Origin of the sequence: Streptomyces phytophilus, assembly GCF_013870535.1 — a bacterium.
In the GTDB taxonomy this organism is placed as follows: domain Bacteria; phylum Actinomycetota; class Actinomycetes; order Streptomycetales; family Streptomycetaceae; genus Streptomyces; species Streptomyces phytophilus.
This window is the reverse complement of record NZ_JACBXC010000040.1, coordinates 1-15,935: the sequence shown is the minus strand read 5'-3', so window position 1 is coordinate 15,935 and position 15,935 is coordinate 1. Positions and strand designations below refer to the sequence as shown.

General features: G+C 72.3%; 14 protein-coding genes and 1 tRNA gene. 7 read left to right on the top strand and 8 right to left on the bottom strand.

What is annotated here, in order from left to right; translation table 11 throughout:
- Positions 1-1,190: acyltransferase family protein (locus tag H5J30_RS04900; RefSeq protein WP_181785917.1), on the top strand; the 1,190-nt coding region annotated here is incomplete at its 5' end.
- 96 nt (positions 1,191-1,286) lie between these two features.
- Positions 1,287-2,690: an FAD-binding oxidoreductase gene (locus H5J30_RS04895; protein ID WP_181785916.1), complete on the top strand. Its 1,404-nt coding sequence runs from the start codon at positions 1,287-1,289 to the stop codon at positions 2,688-2,690.
- Here the strand turns inward: H5J30_RS04895 and H5J30_RS04890 are convergent.
- Positions 2,665-3,132 carry an ATP-binding protein gene (locus H5J30_RS04890; protein ID WP_181785915.1) on the bottom strand — a complete coding sequence of 156 codons (468 nt, stop codon included), beginning with the start codon at positions 3,130-3,132 and terminating at the stop codon, positions 2,665-2,667. The genes H5J30_RS04895 and H5J30_RS04890 overlap by 26 nt on opposite strands.
- A 168-nt stretch (positions 3,133-3,300) precedes the next feature.
- Here H5J30_RS04890 and H5J30_RS04885 point away from each other — a divergent pair, with 168 nt between their 5' ends.
- The gene (locus tag H5J30_RS04885; RefSeq protein WP_181785918.1) at positions 3,301-4,143 is read left to right on the top strand and encodes a helix-turn-helix domain-containing protein; all 843 of its coding nucleotides are present in this window, start codon (positions 3,301-3,303) and stop codon (positions 4,141-4,143) included.
- Complete coding sequence (locus tag H5J30_RS04880) at positions 4,140-4,346, top strand: DUF397 domain-containing protein (protein ID WP_181785914.1); 207 nt, start codon at positions 4,140-4,142, stop codon at positions 4,344-4,346. Before H5J30_RS04885 ends, H5J30_RS04880 begins: the two co-directional genes overlap by 4 nt.
- 4 nt (positions 4,347-4,350) lie before the next feature.
- On the opposite strand, the gene H5J30_RS04875 is transcribed toward H5J30_RS04880, so the two are convergent.
- Together H5J30_RS04875 and H5J30_RS04870 are read right to left on the bottom strand one after the other, a co-directional pair.
- The gene (locus H5J30_RS04875) at positions 4,351-4,935 is read right to left on the bottom strand and encodes a DUF6529 family protein (RefSeq protein ID WP_181785913.1); all 585 of its coding nucleotides are present in this window, start codon (positions 4,933-4,935) and stop codon (positions 4,351-4,353) included.
- A 41-nt stretch (positions 4,936-4,976) separates the two neighbouring features.
- Complete coding sequence (locus H5J30_RS04870; protein WP_181785912.1) at positions 4,977-5,555, bottom strand: COG4315 family predicted lipoprotein; 579 nt, start codon at positions 5,553-5,555, stop codon at positions 4,977-4,979.
- Between the two features lie 1,280 nt (positions 5,556-6,835).
- Between H5J30_RS04870 and H5J30_RS04865 the strand changes: the two genes are divergently transcribed.
- Complete coding sequence (locus tag H5J30_RS04865) at positions 6,836-7,537, top strand: hypothetical protein (RefSeq protein WP_181785911.1); 702 nt, start codon at positions 6,836-6,838, stop codon at positions 7,535-7,537.
- Between the two features lie 197 nt (positions 7,538-7,734).
- A complete protein-coding gene (locus H5J30_RS04860; protein ID WP_181785910.1) occupies positions 7,735-8,706 on the top strand; it encodes a DUF8692 domain-containing protein in 972 nt (323 codons plus the stop codon).
- On the opposite strand, the gene H5J30_RS04855 is transcribed toward H5J30_RS04860, so the two are convergent.
- The 4 genes from H5J30_RS04855 to H5J30_RS04840 all read right to left on the bottom strand — a co-directional run bounded on the left by H5J30_RS04855 (position 8,678) and on the right by H5J30_RS04840 (position 13,759).
- Positions 8,678-9,319, bottom strand: a complete 642-nt coding sequence (locus H5J30_RS04855) for a GyrI-like domain-containing protein (protein WP_181785909.1) — start codon at positions 9,317-9,319, stop codon at positions 8,678-8,680. The two genes, H5J30_RS04860 and H5J30_RS04855, sit on opposite strands and share 29 nt — an antisense overlap.
- A gap of 166 nt (positions 9,320-9,485) precedes the next feature.
- Positions 9,486-10,133 (bottom strand): YHS domain protein, encoded by a 648-nt coding sequence (locus H5J30_RS04850; protein WP_181785908.1) that lies wholly within the window; start codon positions 10,131-10,133, stop codon positions 9,486-9,488.
- Positions 10,134-10,298: 165 nt separating this feature from the next.
- Positions 10,299-12,080, bottom strand: a complete 1,782-nt coding sequence (locus H5J30_RS04845) for a DEAD/DEAH box helicase (RefSeq protein WP_181785907.1) — start codon at positions 12,078-12,080, stop codon at positions 10,299-10,301.
- A 221-nt stretch (positions 12,081-12,301) separates the two neighbouring features.
- Positions 12,302-13,759, bottom strand: a complete 1,458-nt coding sequence (locus H5J30_RS04840) for an MFS transporter (RefSeq protein ID WP_181785906.1) — start codon at positions 13,757-13,759, stop codon at positions 12,302-12,304.
- Positions 13,760-13,959: 200 nt separating this feature from the next.
- On the opposite strand from H5J30_RS04840, the gene H5J30_RS04835 reads away from it, so the two are divergent.
- Positions 13,960-14,031, top strand: a tRNA-Cys gene (locus H5J30_RS04835).
- Positions 14,032-14,128: 97 nt separating this feature from the next.
- Here H5J30_RS04835 and H5J30_RS04830 read toward each other — a convergent pair.
- Positions 14,129-15,688, bottom strand: a complete 1,560-nt coding sequence (locus H5J30_RS04830) for an IPT/TIG domain-containing protein (RefSeq protein WP_181785905.1) — start codon at positions 15,686-15,688, stop codon at positions 14,129-14,131.
- Positions 15,689-15,935 lie beyond the last annotated feature (247 nt).

Genomic DNA, 15,935 nt, shown 5'->3' with positions numbered 1-15,935 from the left:
GACTCGCCGCCCACCCCGTGGGCCGGCTGCTGTCCGTCCCGCCGCTGCGCTACGCGGGGCGGATCTCGTACTCCTGGTACCTGTGGCACTGGCCCGCCGTCGTCTTCGTACCCCTCGCGCTCGACCGCGAGCTGCAGATCCGCTGGATGCTCGTCGTGGTCGCCGCCGCCGCACTGCCCGCGGCGCTCACCCACCGGCTCGTGGAGGAGCCCGTACGGCGCGCCCGCGTCCTGCTCCCCACCCCCCGCGCCCTGGCCGTCGGCGCCGCCTGCACCGCCGTCACGGTGCTCGTCGCGGCCGGCTCCTGGATCTCCGCCCCGACGATCGCCCTCGCCTCCGCCGACCAGGCCCGCGGCGCCGCCGCCCTCGTCGACGAGGAGCAGCCGCAGAAGTCCGCGAAGGCCCTGCGCCCGCTCCCGGAGAAGGCCACCGACGACCGCGGCAAGGTCCACGACGACGGCTGCCTGGCCGGGCAGCAGGAGACGGAGTCGGGCGACTGCGCGTACGGGAACACGGGCGGCACCGACACCGTCGTCCTCTTCGGCGACTCGCACGCCATCCAGTACGCGCCCGCGCTGGAGAAGGTCACCGAGCGGCGCGGCCTGCGGCTCGTCACCCTGACGAAGTCGGCGTGCACCCCGGCGCAGGTCACGGTCTTCAACAACCAGCTCCAGCGCACGTACACCGAGTGCGACGAATGGCGCGACAACGCCCTGGAGCGGATCGAGGACGAGAGCCCCGACCTGATCATCACCGGCACGCAGGACGTCAAGACCGTCGTGGAGGACGGCAAGCGGCTCAGCGGCAAGGAGAGCGCGAAGGCGCACCAGAAGGGCTACGAGGAGACCATGGACGACCTCCTCGGCACCGGCGCCACGGTCCTCACCCTCGCCGACAACCCGTACCCGCCCGAGGACATCCCGTCCTGCGTCTCGGGCGCGGTCCGGGATCTGGAGGACTGCGCGTTCTCGGAGGCGGACGGGTACGGGTACGAGCCGGTGAGCGCGCGGGCGAACGCGAAGTTCGACGAGGTGGGGCTCATCGACCCGAAGCCGGTGATGTGCAAGGACGGCACGTGCCCGGCGGTGATCGGGAACGTGATCGTGTACCGGAACGGGGCGCACATCACGGCGTCGTACATGGAGACGCTGACGGACTGGCTGGACAGCCAGCTGCCGCGGGTGACGTGAGTCGGGCGACGGGCGGGGCTTCGCCGGGCGGCGTGCGGCGGGCGGGATGCGGCGGGCGGGGTTTCGCCGCGGGCGGAGTCGTTGCAGTCTGAAGACATGAGCGATCAGGCGACAGCCAGGGAAGAGGCCGGGGACGAACCGCTGATCACGGCGCTCCGGGCGGGCCTGCCCGCCGCGGCGGTGCTGACGGACCCGGACGTCACCGCCTCGTACGCGGGCGACATGGCCGGGTTCTGCCCCTCGGGCACGCCCGCGGCGGTCGTGCTGCCGCAGACGGTCGAGCAGGTGCGGCACGTGATGCGTACGGCGACGGAGCTGCGCGTCCCCGTCGTCCCGCAGGGTGCCCGTACGGGCCTGTCGGGGGCGGCCAACGCGGACGACGGGGCGATCGTGCTGTCCTTCGTGAAGATGGACCGCATCGTGGAGATCGACCCGGTCAACCGGATCGCCGTCGTCGAACCCGGCGTCGTCAACGCCGCGCTGTCGCGCGCGGTCGCCGCCGAGGGCCTGTTCTACCCGCCCGACCCGTCGAGCTGGGAGACCTGCACGATCGGCGGCAACATCGGCACCGGCTCGGGCGGGCTGTGCTGCGTGAAGTACGGCGTCACCGCGGAATACGTCCTGGGCCTCGACGTCGTCCTCCCGGACGGCCGGCTGCTCACCACCGGCCGCCGCACGGCGAAGGGCGTCGCGGGCTACGACCTGACCCGCCTCTTCGTCGGCTCGGAGGGCAGCCTCGGCGCGGTGGTCGGCGCCACACTGGCGCTCAAGCCCGCGCCGGGGCAGCAGTTGGCGCTGGCGGCGGAGTTCCCGTCGGCGGCGGCGGCCTGTGACGCGATCTGCCGGATCATGGCGGACGGGCACGTGCCGTCGCTGCTGGAGCTGATGGACCGTACGACGGTACGAGCCGTCAACACCCTGACGAAGATGGGCCTCCCGGAAAGCACGGAGGCCCTCCTCCTCGCCGCCTACGACACCCCCGACCCGGCCGCCGACCTGGCGGCCCTCGGCGCCCTGTGCACCGCGGCGGGCGCCACGGAGGTCGTCCCCGCCGCGGACGCCGCGGAGTCGGAACTGCTCCTCGCCGCCCGCCGCGCGGCCCTCCCGGCCCTGGAGGCCGTCAGCGGCACGACGATGATCGACGACGTCTGCGTCCCCCGCAGCCGCCTCGGCGCCTTCCTCGACGGCGTCGCCGGGATCGCCGCGACATACGACCTGACCATCGGCACCTGCGTCCACGCGGGCGACGGCAACACCCACCCCAACGTCTGCTTCGACCCGGCCGACGCGGACGAGTCGGCGCGGGCCCGCAAGTCGTTCGACGCGATCATGGCGCTGGGCCTGGAGCTGGGCGGCACGATCACGGGGGAACACGGGGTGGGGCTGCTGAAGAAGGAGTGGCTGGCGAAGGAGCTGGGACCGGTGGGTCTGGAGCTGCAGCGGGAGATCAAGGGGGTGTTCGACCCGCTGGGCATCATGAACCCGGGGAAGCTGTTCTGAGGTCCCGGCGGACGTCGGCCCAGACGGTCTTGACGGCGGGGCCGGGCTGGAAGCAGCCCCAGCGCTCGGCGAAGGCGGTGACGAGGACGAGCCCGCGGCCGTGGTCGCTTTCCGGCTGAACCGCACCGGGTTGGGCGGCCGTGGGCACGGGCCGCTCAGGCCGCGCGTCGGATACCTCGATCCGTACGACGTGCTCCTTCAGTTGCAGCCGCAGCCGGAAGTACCGCCCCCGATGCCGCCCGTGCACGGCCGCGTTGGCGGCCAGCTCGGCGGTCACGACGGCGACGGCCTCGGCGGTGGCAGTGGCGCGGGGGATGCCCCAGTCGCCGAGCTGGTGCACGGCAAGCAGCCGGGCACGGCGGGCGCCGCGGGGGGTGGGGCTGAAGAGCGCGGCGAGGGTGGGGTGGACGGGTTGGGTGGGGTCGGCGGTCGGTGCGTGCATGGAGCCACGTTGGCGGGGGCGGGGAAGGGGGTGTAGGGCGGCCGGTCGACAGGAGGGTTATGTACGAGCGGGGGGCGGCTTTGTACGAGCCGATGCCCGAAACCCCTGGCGAAGCGGGTCGTTGGCCCGGGTAGCACGCGCGTACGACGAGACAGGGGCGTGGTTCAGATGGGGAACAACCGCCGCCGGGGAAAGCGCATCAACGACGACGACAGGCCGGGCAGCTGGGTCGCGTACGGCAAGCTGCTGAAGTTCTTCCGCACGAAGGCGGGGCTGACGCAGGAGGAGTTGGCCGAGCGGATGGGGTACTCGCAGGACCACTGCGCGTCGGTGGAGCAGGGGAGGCGGCCGGCGAAGGCGGAGTTCACGGGGCGGGCGGAGGAAGTGGTGGAGGCGGGGGGTGTGTTGGAGGAGTTGCAGGAGGAGGTGGACTTCGCGCAGTTACCGACGTTCTTCCGGGACTTGGCGGTTTTGGAGAAGGAAGCGGTCATCCGGTACTCGTACGACCCGCTGGTGATCCCAGGGCTGCTTCAGACGGAGGATTACGCAAGAACCCTACTCGGCGGTGCCTACCCGCCCCTCGACGACGAGACGGTCGACGAGTGGTTGACAGCACGCCTGGCACGGCAGTCGCTGCTCACACGCAAGAAGCCCCTGGTCGCATTCGCCCTCATCATCGAGGAGGCGACACTGCATCGCATGGTGGGGAACCGCCGGATCATGCAGGCCCAACTCCGCCGGCTACTGGAGTGCGCGGAGCTGCGCAACGTCGAGATCCAGATCATGCCGTCCGCACGTGCGGTACACGGCGGCCTCAACGGCCACATGGTGCTGCTGGAGACGGCCGACGGAAAGCAGTACGTCTACGTCGAGGCCCAAGGCTGCGTGATGTCCCGGGTTGGCCGGGAACAGACCAGCGCCTTCTGGCTCCGTTACGGTTCAATGCGCGCACTCGCCCTCAGTACTGAGGAGTCGGTCCCCCTGATCGAGGAAGTGGCAGGAGAGCTATGAGTACCGCCAAGACCGGGGCCCAGGACCCGGGGTTGTCCTGGTGCAAGTCGAGCTACAGCAGCCAAGACGGTGGAGACTGCATTGAGGTAGCCCCCACCCCCCGCGCCATCCATGTCCGCGACTCGAAGGACCCCGAAGGCCCCATACTCCGCTTCACCCCCGACGCCTGGGCCGCGTTCGTCGCCTACGCACGCGCACAGTGACGAGCTACAGGCCCGGAACCTCATAGTCGTTGAGGGCCCACAGCGCCGCCGAGTACCACAGCAGCCCGATGGCGACGAACAGCGCGCCGCCTGCGGCGGGGAGCAGCCAGCCGGGGAGGTGGCGGCTGCGTACGACGAGGACCTTCGCGACGAAGGCTCCGTACAGGGCGCAGCCGGCGATCGAGTGCAGGTGGACGCGGGTGTCGGTGGTCTCCACGCCGTAGGTGCGGACGCAGTGGTAGGCGATGGGGACGGACAGGAGGAAGGCTCCCCAGCCGAGGACGCGGTGGGTGATGCGGACGGGGCGGGACGCGGCGGTGAGGCCGGGGAGGCGCCCGTACATCCACAGGGCGAGGAGAAGTTGGATGACGGCGAGGCCGAAGAGGGCTGTGCCGAGGCGGGCCTTGAGGGTGACGGCGGCGTCGCCTTCTTCGCCGAAGAGGCTCGTCGTGTACTGGGGAGTGTGGTGGTCACCGATCAGCCAGATCGCCACCGCCGTGGCCACCGGCAACGCGACGCCGAGGGCGAGGAAGGCGCCGCGTGCCGGGGAGGGGCGGCGGTGGGATCGGGGACCGGTGCTGGTCGGCATGTCGATCGCCCGTGAGTCGGAGTGTGGCTGTCGGACGGTGACTAGTAGCCCGGCCCGCCCGAGTCGCCACCCGAGTCGCCGCCGGTCTTGACCTCTTTGCCGTCGGCGTCGAGGACGTACCACTTGGCGCCGAACTGGTCGAGGCCCTGGCCGTTGGTGTCACCGGGCTTGGAGTCGCCCTGATAGCGGTAGAGGGGGTGGCCGTTGTACGTGACCTGGGTCTTGCCGTCGGAGCGCTTCGACGTGTCGATCAGCTTGGACTGGGCGGAGCCGTCGGTCTTGGGCTTCCCGGTGGTGAGGAGCGGGGGCCAGGCTTTGGCGCAGGCGCCGTCGCAGGTCGACTTGGTCGAGGTGTCCTTTTCGAAGAGGTAGAGGGTGCGGCCCTTCTCGTCGACCAGGATGGTGCCGAGCTTGTCGGCCGAAGCGGTCTTCACCGTGGCCTGGTCGCTTGCTTGCGCGACGCTGGTCGCCTCGCTCGACGCCTTGGCGGAGGCTTTGGCCGACGCCTTGGTGGACGGCGTCGAGGAGGAGGAGTCGCTGTCGTTCTCGGAACATGCACTCGCGGTGGTCAGCAGTGCGATTGCGGCCGCGCCCACGACGGCCAGGCGGATACGCCTCATTTCAGCTCCACAAGTAGTGAGGCCCGACGTCCAGTGGGCCGAATAAAGGCATATTCCCTGATTTACGGTTTCTCGGCAGCTCACGGCACCGGGGCGGCCACGGATTCACTGAGATGGCGGCGCGACGAGGGCCCGGGGTCACACCGGCTCGGGGCGGAGGTGGGCGCGACGACGGGGTACGGGGCCAAACCGACTCCGGCCCGGGGGGTAGGGGTGGGCCTGCCACGGATCACCCCCCGACACCCCGCCATCCGTGCAACACCCACCCCCCACCACCCCTCACACCCGCCCAAGGGTAGGCGCCTGCTCTGACAACGAACCCGGGTCACCGGCGGGGTCGGCTGGTCAGACGAGTGCGGAGGACGGGTGCCGGGGGGCGGGCGGACCGGGTACGGGGCCGGGTACACGGACCGGGTACGCGGACCGGGTACGGGGGCTGCGGCGTCGGGGTGGGCCGTGGTGCGTGGGGATGGGCCGGCGTCCGGGGGATCCGAGAAGGGAAAAGCCGTGTCGTCGGGGCTCCCCCCGGGCCACCCCGCTTTTCAGTGTGGGCCTCCGCCCGGCGTCAAGGGCGCTCCCTCCGCTTCGCTCCAGGAACGTCGCTACGCGATGGGGCTTCGCCCCACCCTTGACACCGGACTCCGGCCCCAAACAGACCCGCAGCTAAGGGTGGCCCAGGGGGAGCGGGCACCCTCGAACCGAACCTACGGATGCAGAACCCCGCGAACGGGGGGGCGGACCACCGGAGCCTGCCTGCCCGATCGCCGACGCACCCCAGCACCGGGAGCCGCATCACCGGAGCCGCACCAACCCCGACCGCCGAGGCACCCCGACGCGCGGCCGGAAACCCCCCGAGCCGGGCACAACCCAATCCCCGGAGCCACCGGAGGGCGGGGCCGGGAGCCGACGTCTAGGGTCGCCCCGTTCGCGGTCGCCGCTCCGGGGCGGTCCGGCGGGATGCGTGTGGGTGAGCGAAAGTCCGGCCCGATGGGCGATTTGGGTTGGTTTTTGGGGCGGGTTACCGAGAGTTCGTACCCTCCGGGCGCGTACCGGCTGCTCCCGGCCCGGGTCCCCGACCTCGCCCCCAGGAGCCGCGACCGCCCATCAACCTGGCCCGCCCCCCGCCGCGGCAGTTCGTACGCTCCCTCCGGGCCTGTCCACCCACCACCTTGCCGCTCCCAGGTCCCCGCCGCAGTCCCGGCCTCCGGTCGTGAACGCTCCGACCCCCCGGCCCGTACCCGGGAGAAAGCGCGTACTCCCGAACGAGACCGGAGGAAACCATGCACCGCAGAACCCTGTCCCCGCGGCGTAAGCACCTCCCCGCCCCCGCGCTCGCCCTCCTCGGCGGCCTGCTCGCCGCCGGCCTGGCCCTCCCCGGCGCGGTCCCCGCCGCCGCCGCGGGCGACGACCAGCCGCCGCAGACCCCCGCGGCCCCGGCCTTCGTGGACCGGACCGGCACCAGCGTCACCATGGAGTTCGGCTTCTGGGATCCCACCACCCCGCCGGACAACGTCGGCGTCACCGACTTCCTGGTCAGCAACGGCTCTACGACGAAGGTCGTGCCGGCGGACAAGTGGGAAACCGAGTTCACCGGTCTGGAGCCGGAGACCGGCTACTCCTTCACCGTCCGGGCGCGCGACGCCGCCGGCAACGTCTCCGGGGTGAGCCCGGCCGGCACCATCTCCACCGGCGTCGACCCCGACACCGTGCCCCCGTCCCCCGTGACCAGGATCCAGCCCGAGAACGTGGCCGACGGCGCCCACTACGTGTGGTGGAGCGGCGCCAGTGACAACGTCAACTTCCCGCGGGGGCTGCGGTACCGCGTGACCACCGACGGCGGCACCGACCACGTCGTCTCCCGGACGTTCTACGGCGACCATCCGAACCTCGGCGACCCGCCGCTGACCGGCTGCACCATCACCGTCCGGGCCATCGACCGCTCCGGCAACGTCTCGGAACCCCGCTCCGCCGACTTCTGCTGAGCCGCGGGTCACCGCGCCCGTCCACGCCCCCGCCGGGCCCCGGCAACGTGCTGATGAAGTGGGCTTTCGGCCTCCTTGCCGGACTTTCCGTCGGCGGGGGCGAGTTCCCCCCATGGATGAAGGAGACGTGAGAACTGCTTCATACAAGGGCACCCCGGGCACTTCACCCCCGTCCACTGCCGTTAATCTCCGCGCTTATGACCGACCTTGAGATACACCAGCCGGACGCGGAGGGCACCGGCGGCCGAACCGCCGATTCCGCGTCCAAGACCAAGGCTGACGCCGCAGCCGACGGGGGTGACGGGCCCAGCGGGGCCCGCGAAGGCGCCCACCCGGGTGCCGGAGCCACCGAAGCCGACGCGACCGGCGAAGACGCCACACCCGACGCGACCGGCGAAGACGCCGCAGCCGTCCCTCCCCCCGGCCGCCGCTGGGTCCTCTGGGGGGCCGGCGGCATCACCGTCCTCGTCCTCGCCGCCGATCTCCTCACCCGCGGCTTCAACCACTTCGAGCCGATACCCAGCGTCCGCCGCATGGTCAACGTCGATCTCGAAGCCAACATAGCCACCTGGTGGAACAGCACCCTCCTCCTCGCCGTCGCCGGTGTCGCCCTCGCCGCCGCCCTGCTCAGCGGGCGGGACGCCCGTCCCGGGCGGCTGTCGTGGCTCGGGTTCTCCGCGGCCACCGCGCTGCTCAGCGTCGACGAGACCGTCTCCCTCCACGAGCGCCTCGGCGAGGTCGGCAAGGCGTGGAAGGACACCGCCGGGGTCGCGCTGCCCTCGCACGCCTGGGTGCTGCCCGGCGCGATCCTCGCCGTCGCGGGTGTCGTGGTCGCCGTGGTGTGGGCGCGGCGGCTGCCGCGGGATCTGCGGTACGGGCTGCTGGGGGCGCTCGGGGTGTATCTGGGGGGTGCGCTGGTCGTCGAGGCGTTCAACGGCTGGGCGCACAAGAACGACCACAGCCTCACGCTCATGCTCGGCACTCTCGTCGAGGAGGGCCTGGAGATGGGCGCCTGCGTCGTCGCCCTCGCCGTCCTCGGCCGCTACGTGGTCCTGGAGCACGACCCGGTCAGCGGCCGGATCACCGCCCTCCTCCGCTCCGAGCGCGAGCACTCCGGCCGGGCCGGGCAGCGGTCCGCCGTCACTCCGCCCGTACGACAGGCTGCCTGAGTACGGTCTTCAGCCTCTCCGGCCGGGCTCGCCGCGGGTCGCTGAGGTAGACCTCGTGGTGGTGCCCGGTCATCCGGAGGCCGTTCGCGGCCAGGTACTCGTCGTGGAGCCTGGCCAGCGCCGGTCCCTCGTCGTCGTACGGGCCCACGTGCAGGAGTTGCGCGCTGGTGCCCTCGCGAAGCGTTTCGACGCGGAGCAGGGGCAGCGCGGGCAGGGCGGCGGCGCCCTTCTTGGCCAGCGCCGCCCGCCTCGCCTCCGCCACGAGGTCGTCCGTGATCCACTCCGGCAGGCTGATCAGCATGCGCCACTGCCACGCGGCCTTGTCCCGGGTCACGAACACCTCCGGGCGGTCCGCCCACCACAGCCCTTCGAGCGGTCCGACGACGAAGTCCCGGCCCAGGGTGCGCTTGCTCGCGAACTTCGCCGTGTACGCGACCGAGTACAGCGCCTCGACCGCCTCGGTGTAGGAGGCGCTGGTGTTGGGATCGCCCTTGCCGTCCACGGCGAGGAAGCGCTGCGGCGGTACGTCCACGAGCGCCCAGTCGGTGTTCTTCGGCGCGTAGAGCTGCTTGAGTTCGCGCTTCACGTCGTACTTGCTGTCGGAAGCCGGCATGGACGCAAGGTGCCTTTCTGCTCCGCGGGCGGTCCGCAGCGACAATACCGAGGGGCACCGACAATCCCCCACGGACCCGGGCGGCCCTGCCCTCACGCCACCACCCCGCGCCCCTGGTTGAACTCGCCGCGCAGGACGCCGTGCCAGCGCACCGCCGCCGCCGCGCCTACCGGCTCACCGGCAGCCCGTGCTCGTCGGCGAAGGCGCGGCGGCACAGGCCGTGGCAGAAGCCGTAGAGGACGCCCTCGTGCACGAGGGTCAGCGCCGAGTCGCCGAGGTCCACGGCCATACCGCAGACGGGGTCGACCAGCTGCCCCCGCGGCGGTTCCGGCGCGGGGCGGGCGGCGGTGTCGTCGCGGTACTGCCGGGAGATGAGTTCGGTGAGGTCCAGGCTGCTCATGGCCCGTCCGCGGATGCCGACGCCGCCCTCGCTGATGCCGTCCACCAGGACGACCGCGTGCGGTTCGCGCCGCACCCGGCCGGGGTCGCGGCCGGCGGCGCGCTCGCTCTCGGCCAGGGCGCCGGTGACCTTCTCCACCGTGTGGTCGCACATCTCCTTGCGCCAGGAGGCGGGCACGGTGACCCGTACCAGATAGCGCGGCGGATCCGCCGGGTCCGCGGCCGGCCGCTGTCCGAGGACCCAGGTGGCGGGCTCGTGCACCAGCACCTGGGTGAGGGCGCGCTGGGCGTCGATGATCTCGATGGCGTGGCTGTCGTCCTCGACCATCAGCGCGTCGACGAGGCGGTGTCCGAGCGCCTGCCGCTCGTCCTCGCTCAGCGCGCCCCTGGGCACGAAGACCTCGATCAGCAGCATCCCGGCTCCTGTGGTGCGATCGGCTTTCGGATACCGCCCACTGTGCCCATGAGGGGTGCGACGGGCATCCGCCGAGGGGACGACCCGCGCCCTACCGCGGGGGAAGCAGCCGGGCGCACGCGTGACCCCACGGGTGCAGAAGGACCGGCTCGCCGCCGCCCCGGGTCACTTCATGCGCGTGGCCCACTCCCGCACCTTGGCTATCCGCTGCCGGATCTGCCCCGGTGTCGCCTCCGCGCTCGGCGGGCCGCCGCAGACGCGGCGCAGTTCGGTGTGGATCACCCCGTGCGGCTTGCCGCTCTGGTGGACGTACGCGCCGACCAGGGAGTTCAGCTCCTTGCGCAGCTCCATCAGCTCCCGGTGCGTGACCACCGGCCGCCGGTCGGCGGGCAGTTCGAGCAGGTCCGCGTCCTCCGCCGGCTTCTTCCTGCTGTGCGCGATCTGGCGGGCCTGCCGCTTCTGGAGCAGCATCTGCACCTGGTCCGGCTCCAGCAGGCCGGGGATGCCGAGGTAGTCCTGCTCCTCCTCGCTGCCCGGGTGGGCCTGCATGCCGAACTCGGCGCCCTCGTAGACGACCCGGTCGAAGACCGCGTCCGACTCCAGCGCCTCGAAGGGCAGTTCGTCCTGGTCGCCGGTCTCCTCGTCCTGCTGCCTCTCCGCCTCGGCGAGTTCCTTCTCGCTCTCGGCGTACGGGTCCTCCTCGCCGTCGGGCTTCGGCTTGTCGAGGACGTGGTCGCGCTCGACCTCCATCTCGTGCGCGAAGCCGAGCAGCGCGGGGATCGTCGGCAGGAACACGGACGCCGTCTCGCCGCGCCTTCGCGACCGTACGAACCGGCCCACCGCCTGCGCGAAGAACAGCGGCGTCGAGATCGTCGTCGCGTACACCCCGACCGCCAGCCGCGGCACGTCCACGCCCTCCGACACCATCCGCACCGCGACCATCCAGCGGTCCTCGGAGTCCGTGAACTCGTCGATGCGCTTCGACGAGCCCGTGTCGTCGGAGAGGACGACGGTGGCGCGGTGGCCGGTGATCTCCCTGATGAGCTTGGCGTAGGCGCGGGCGGAGTCCTGGTCGGCGGCGATGACGAGGCCGCCGGCGTCGGGGATGCCGCGGCGGACCTCGGTGAGGCGGCGGTCGGCGGCGCCGAGGACGTTGGGCATCCAGTCGCCGCGGGGGTCGAGGGCGGTGCGCCACGCCTGGGCGGTGGCGTCCTTGGTCATCGGCTCGCCGAGGCGGGCGGCGACCTCGTCGCCGGCCTTGGTGCGCCAGCGCATGTTGCCGCTGTAGGAGAGGAAGATGACCGGGCGGACGACGCCGTCGCCGAGGGCGTTGCCGTAGCCGTAGGTGTAGTCGGCGGAGGAGCGGCGGATGCCGTCGTTGCCCTCTTCGTAGACGACGAAGGGGATGGGGTTGGTGTCCGAGCGGAACGGGGTGCCGGTGAGCGCGAGCCGCCGGGTCGCGGGCTCGAACGCCTCCAGGCACGCCTCGCCCCAGGAGCGGGAGTCGCCGGCGTGGTGGATCTCGTCGAGGATGACGAGCGTCTTGCGCTGCTCGCAGCGGTTGCGGTGGAGCATGGGCCGTACGCCCACGCCGGCGTAGGTCACGGCGACGCCGTGGTAGCTCCGGCCGACCGGCCCCGCGCTGTACTCGGGGTCGAGGCGGATGCCGATGCGCGCGGCGGCTTCGGCCCACTGGGTCTTGAGGTGCTCGGTGGGCGCGACGACGGTGATCTGCTGCACGACGTGGTGGTGCAGCAGCCAGGAGGCCAGGGTGAGCGCGAAGGTCGTCTTGCCGGCGCCGGGGGTGGCGACGGCGAGGAAGTCGCGGGGCTGGGACTGCAGATAGCGGTCCATGGCCGCTTCCTGCCAGGCGCGCAGCTTGCCGGCGGTGCCCCAGGGGGCACGGCCGGGAAAGGCCGGTGAGAGGTGGTGAGAGGTGGTACTCACGGTCTCCGGGTGGGTCGGTCGTCGGTGGCTGGTCGCGCAGCGGCAACCGCGTCAGCCTACCGGTGCCCCTCGCACCACTCCCGGCGCGCCGGACGAGACGAGACTCACACGAACCCGGGGCAGGAGAGGACCGGTTCGTACCCGGACGGGGAGCACGGGGGCATCGAAGCGGTACGACCCGGACCGCTACCCGTACGCGTCCCCCACGCGTCCCCCACGCCTCACCCCGCCGCCGGCTTCGCCCCCGTCGTACGCAGCCTGCCCGCCACCGCGGCACCGACCAGAGCCACCGCCGCCATCGGCAGCAGGACCGCCACGAACGCCCCCGGCTTGGCGTCGCCGCCCGCGCCCAGGGCGCCGTGGCCGACGGCCGCGCCGCCGAGGGCGGCGAAGACGACCCCGGCGACGGCGAGGAGGACGACGTTGGCGAGGCTGTCGGAGAGCTGGAGGGCCGCGGAGTTGGTGCCGGCCTCCTCGGGGGCGGAGAGCTTCAGGAGCAGCACGCTCGTACCGGAGATGACCATCCCCATCCCGTAGCAGCCGAAGGCCCACTCGACGGGGACGATCCACACCGGCAGCGACTCCACCAGCACCAGCGGCGCCGTCGCGATCGCCGTGGCCGCCAGCAGCATGCCGATGCGGACGAGCCGCGTCCGGTACGGGTCCAGCCGGGGCCGCGCCTGCGTCCAGGAGCCCAGCGCCCACGTCGCGCCGCCGACCGCCAGGCACATGCCCGCCTCGGTCACCGACAGCCCGCGCTGGGTGACCAGCATCAGCGGCACGAAGCTCTCCGCGGCGATGAACGACCCCGCCGCGATGCCGCGCATCAGCACGACGGTGGGCAGCCCGCGGGCGGCGACGTACGTACCGCGCGGCAGCAGCACCCGCACCGCCGGCACCAGCAGCGCGGTGCCGACGAGGGCCGGCAGCAGCGAGAGCCAGCGCAGGTCCTGCCCCGCGTACTGGAGCAGCCCGCCGCCGGCGGCGATGGCCAGCGCGAGCCGGATGCGGCGCCGGTCGAGGGCGGGCGGCGCGGCGGGGTCGACGGGGCCGCGGGCGCGCAGGCGTATCGCGGGGAGGGCGACGACCAGCGGTACGACGACGAGCGGCGGTATGCCGAGGAACACCCAGCGCCACCCCAGATGCTCCGTGACACCCCCGGCCGCCAGCGGTCCCACGACGGACGGCACCACCCACGACGCCGCGAAGGCGGCGAGGATCGACGGCCGCAGCCGCTCCGGATACGCCCGGCTCACCGTCACGTACAACGCGACGATCACCAGCCCGCCGCCGAGCCCCTGCACCGCCCGCCCGGCGACGAACGCCCACATGGCCTGCGCGGTGCCGGATATGAGCAGCCCGACGGCGAACGTGCCGATCCCGGCGGTCAGCGGCCGCAGCGGCCCGCTGCGGTCGCACCACTGGCCGGAGAAGACCATGGCGAAGAGCGCGGTGGTGTAGAACGCGGAGAACGCGTAGGCGTAGAGCCCGATGCCGTCCAGGTCGTGCGCGGCGACGGGCATGGCGGTACCCACGGCGGTGGCCTCGAACGCGATGAGCAGGACGACGGTGACGATCCCGATGCTGAGCGCCCGGTACGGCCGCCGCAGCACGCCCTCGGGGGCGGGCGGGGCACCGGCGGGAGCGACGTCGGTGTCGCGCGATTCGAGGCTGGCCATGAGCAGCAGGGTAAGTCCCCACACCGACAAGAGCCCCTGTCGAAGGTCGCGAACCCCCCGGTCCCTTGGTCCTAAGCCCCGCCCCGTCACGCCCGCCCCACCACGTCACCGGTGTGCACGGCCCGTTGCCACCGTGTGACATCCCCCCGCCCCGCATTGAGCGGGCCCCCTCCCCCGCCTAGGCTCGGCATCAGTACCAAGGCCGTGTGCCCGAGTGGCTGAGGGGCTCGCCTGCAAAGCGAGTAACGCGGGTTCGATTCCCGCCACGGCCTCCGCACGCCCGCCGCTGCTCCTCACGGCGGGGCGCAGAGATGGAAGGTGTCCCCGCCGGCCCGGTGGTAGGCGGCGCCGGGCCGGTGGGGTGCCTGGTCAGTCGCCGTACGTGAACTCGTCGTACGGGCCCGTCGGGGACGTGGCGTAGCCGGTGTCGATCTTGATGTCCACCGTGGCCGGGTCGGTGGGGAGGTGGCGGGGGGCCTTGGCCTTGATGACCGTCGAGGAGTCGTGGCTGACGTGTGCGGAGGCGTGGTTCTTGAAGAGGACCTTGGCGCCCTGCGTGAAGCCGGTGCCGTTGATGGTGACCTCGGTGTCGACCCTGCCGCGGGTCGGGGAGATCGAGGTGACCGCCACCGGGGCGGTGGTGCCGTACGCGAAGCGGGCCGCCGGGGCGGCGGGTGACGTGCCGAGGAGGTTGGTGACGCGGACGTCGGCGATGCCGGCGCCTTCGGGGACGTAGGCCGTGATGGCGGTGGCGGAGTCGACGGTGTAGTCCGTACAGGGCACCGTGCCGAAGTCGACCGCGCTGTACGAGTCGAAGCCGCTGCCGGTGATGACGACCTGCGTGCCGTCACCTCCCGTGGTGGGGCTCAGGCCCGTCACCACCGGGCCGGCCGCGAGCTGCGGGGCGCCCAGCAGGGCCAGGTACGTGGCGTTGGCGTGCTGGAAGGCGACCTGGCCCAGGAAGTCCGCGGTGGTCTTGTTGATGAGCGCGGGGTCGTTCGTCTGGTAGTCCGGGTTCACGGTGACGGGGTTGTTCGCGCTGGGCTGGACGTAGACGTTGCCCTTCCTGAACCCGTCGATGGTGATCAGCAGGGCTTCCACCTCATCGGTCGCCGTCGGCCCCGGGGACGGGTACCAGGCCAGGGCCTTCGTCAGGTCCGACCAGGCCAGCGGGATCAGGTCGTACGCGTTGACGTGGCGCTCGTACGGGGCCCACTGGAGGGAGTCGACGTAGTTCGCGAAGTCCTGCCCGCCGGCGGTCGGCGCGGCGTACGTGACGAGCCCGAGCTGCGGCGTGTTCGACGGCCAGCTGTACGCCTGGAGGTACGGGGCCAGCATCGTGGCGACGCAGCCGCCGAGGCTGTGCCCGATGAGGCAGACGGTGGGCTGCGGCGACGTCGGGAGGGTCTGGAGGAGGGTGCCGAGTTCCTCCGTGAGGGTGGCCGTCAGCGGGATCGGCCCGTCGCCCGTCGTGTCCCCCGGCAGCCCCACCACGCCGCGCGCCGTGACGACCTGCGTGAACGCCGCCATCGCGCCCGCCGAGACGGGCAGCAGCTCCGCCCCGCCGGCCGGGGTGAACGTCACCAGCGTGCCGACGTCGAGGTCCTCCAGCATGTCGGCGGGGTTGTCGACGGTGCCGCGGACGACGACGGCGATCTGGTTCGAGCCGTCGGTGTTGAGGGCGACGTAGACGAGGTTGGCGTTGTCCGGGCTCATGGCCAGCCACAGCAACTGCCAGCCGTTGACGATCGAGGAGTTCCGCAACTGCGCCTCGATGCCGCTCCGGACGCGCGCGGTCTGCTCCGCCACCGTCTCCCCCGACGGGCGCGGGGTCGCCGCCGTGGCGGCGAGCGCGGCGAGGGTCATGGTGACCTGGGGGGTCAGCGGGGACGAGGCGGTCGAGGGGGTCGGCCGGGGAGAGGTCTTCATACGTGCTCCTTGCCTGCGCGGCGTAGGGGGCAGGGCGGGGAGGCCCCGGAGGAGCACGTCCGGCGGTACGGCGGGGGTGGTGCGTACGGCGGGTGGGTGCCTTACGGCCGCGGCTCTTCCCGCGGACCGTACCGCCCCATGATCGACATAACGGGCATTGAGCGCCCAACGCCCCCGAAGGAGCCCCAACTGCACCGCGCCGACCGCGCCGCAGCTACCGCAGCGCTGCTACTGCACCGCAGCCGAC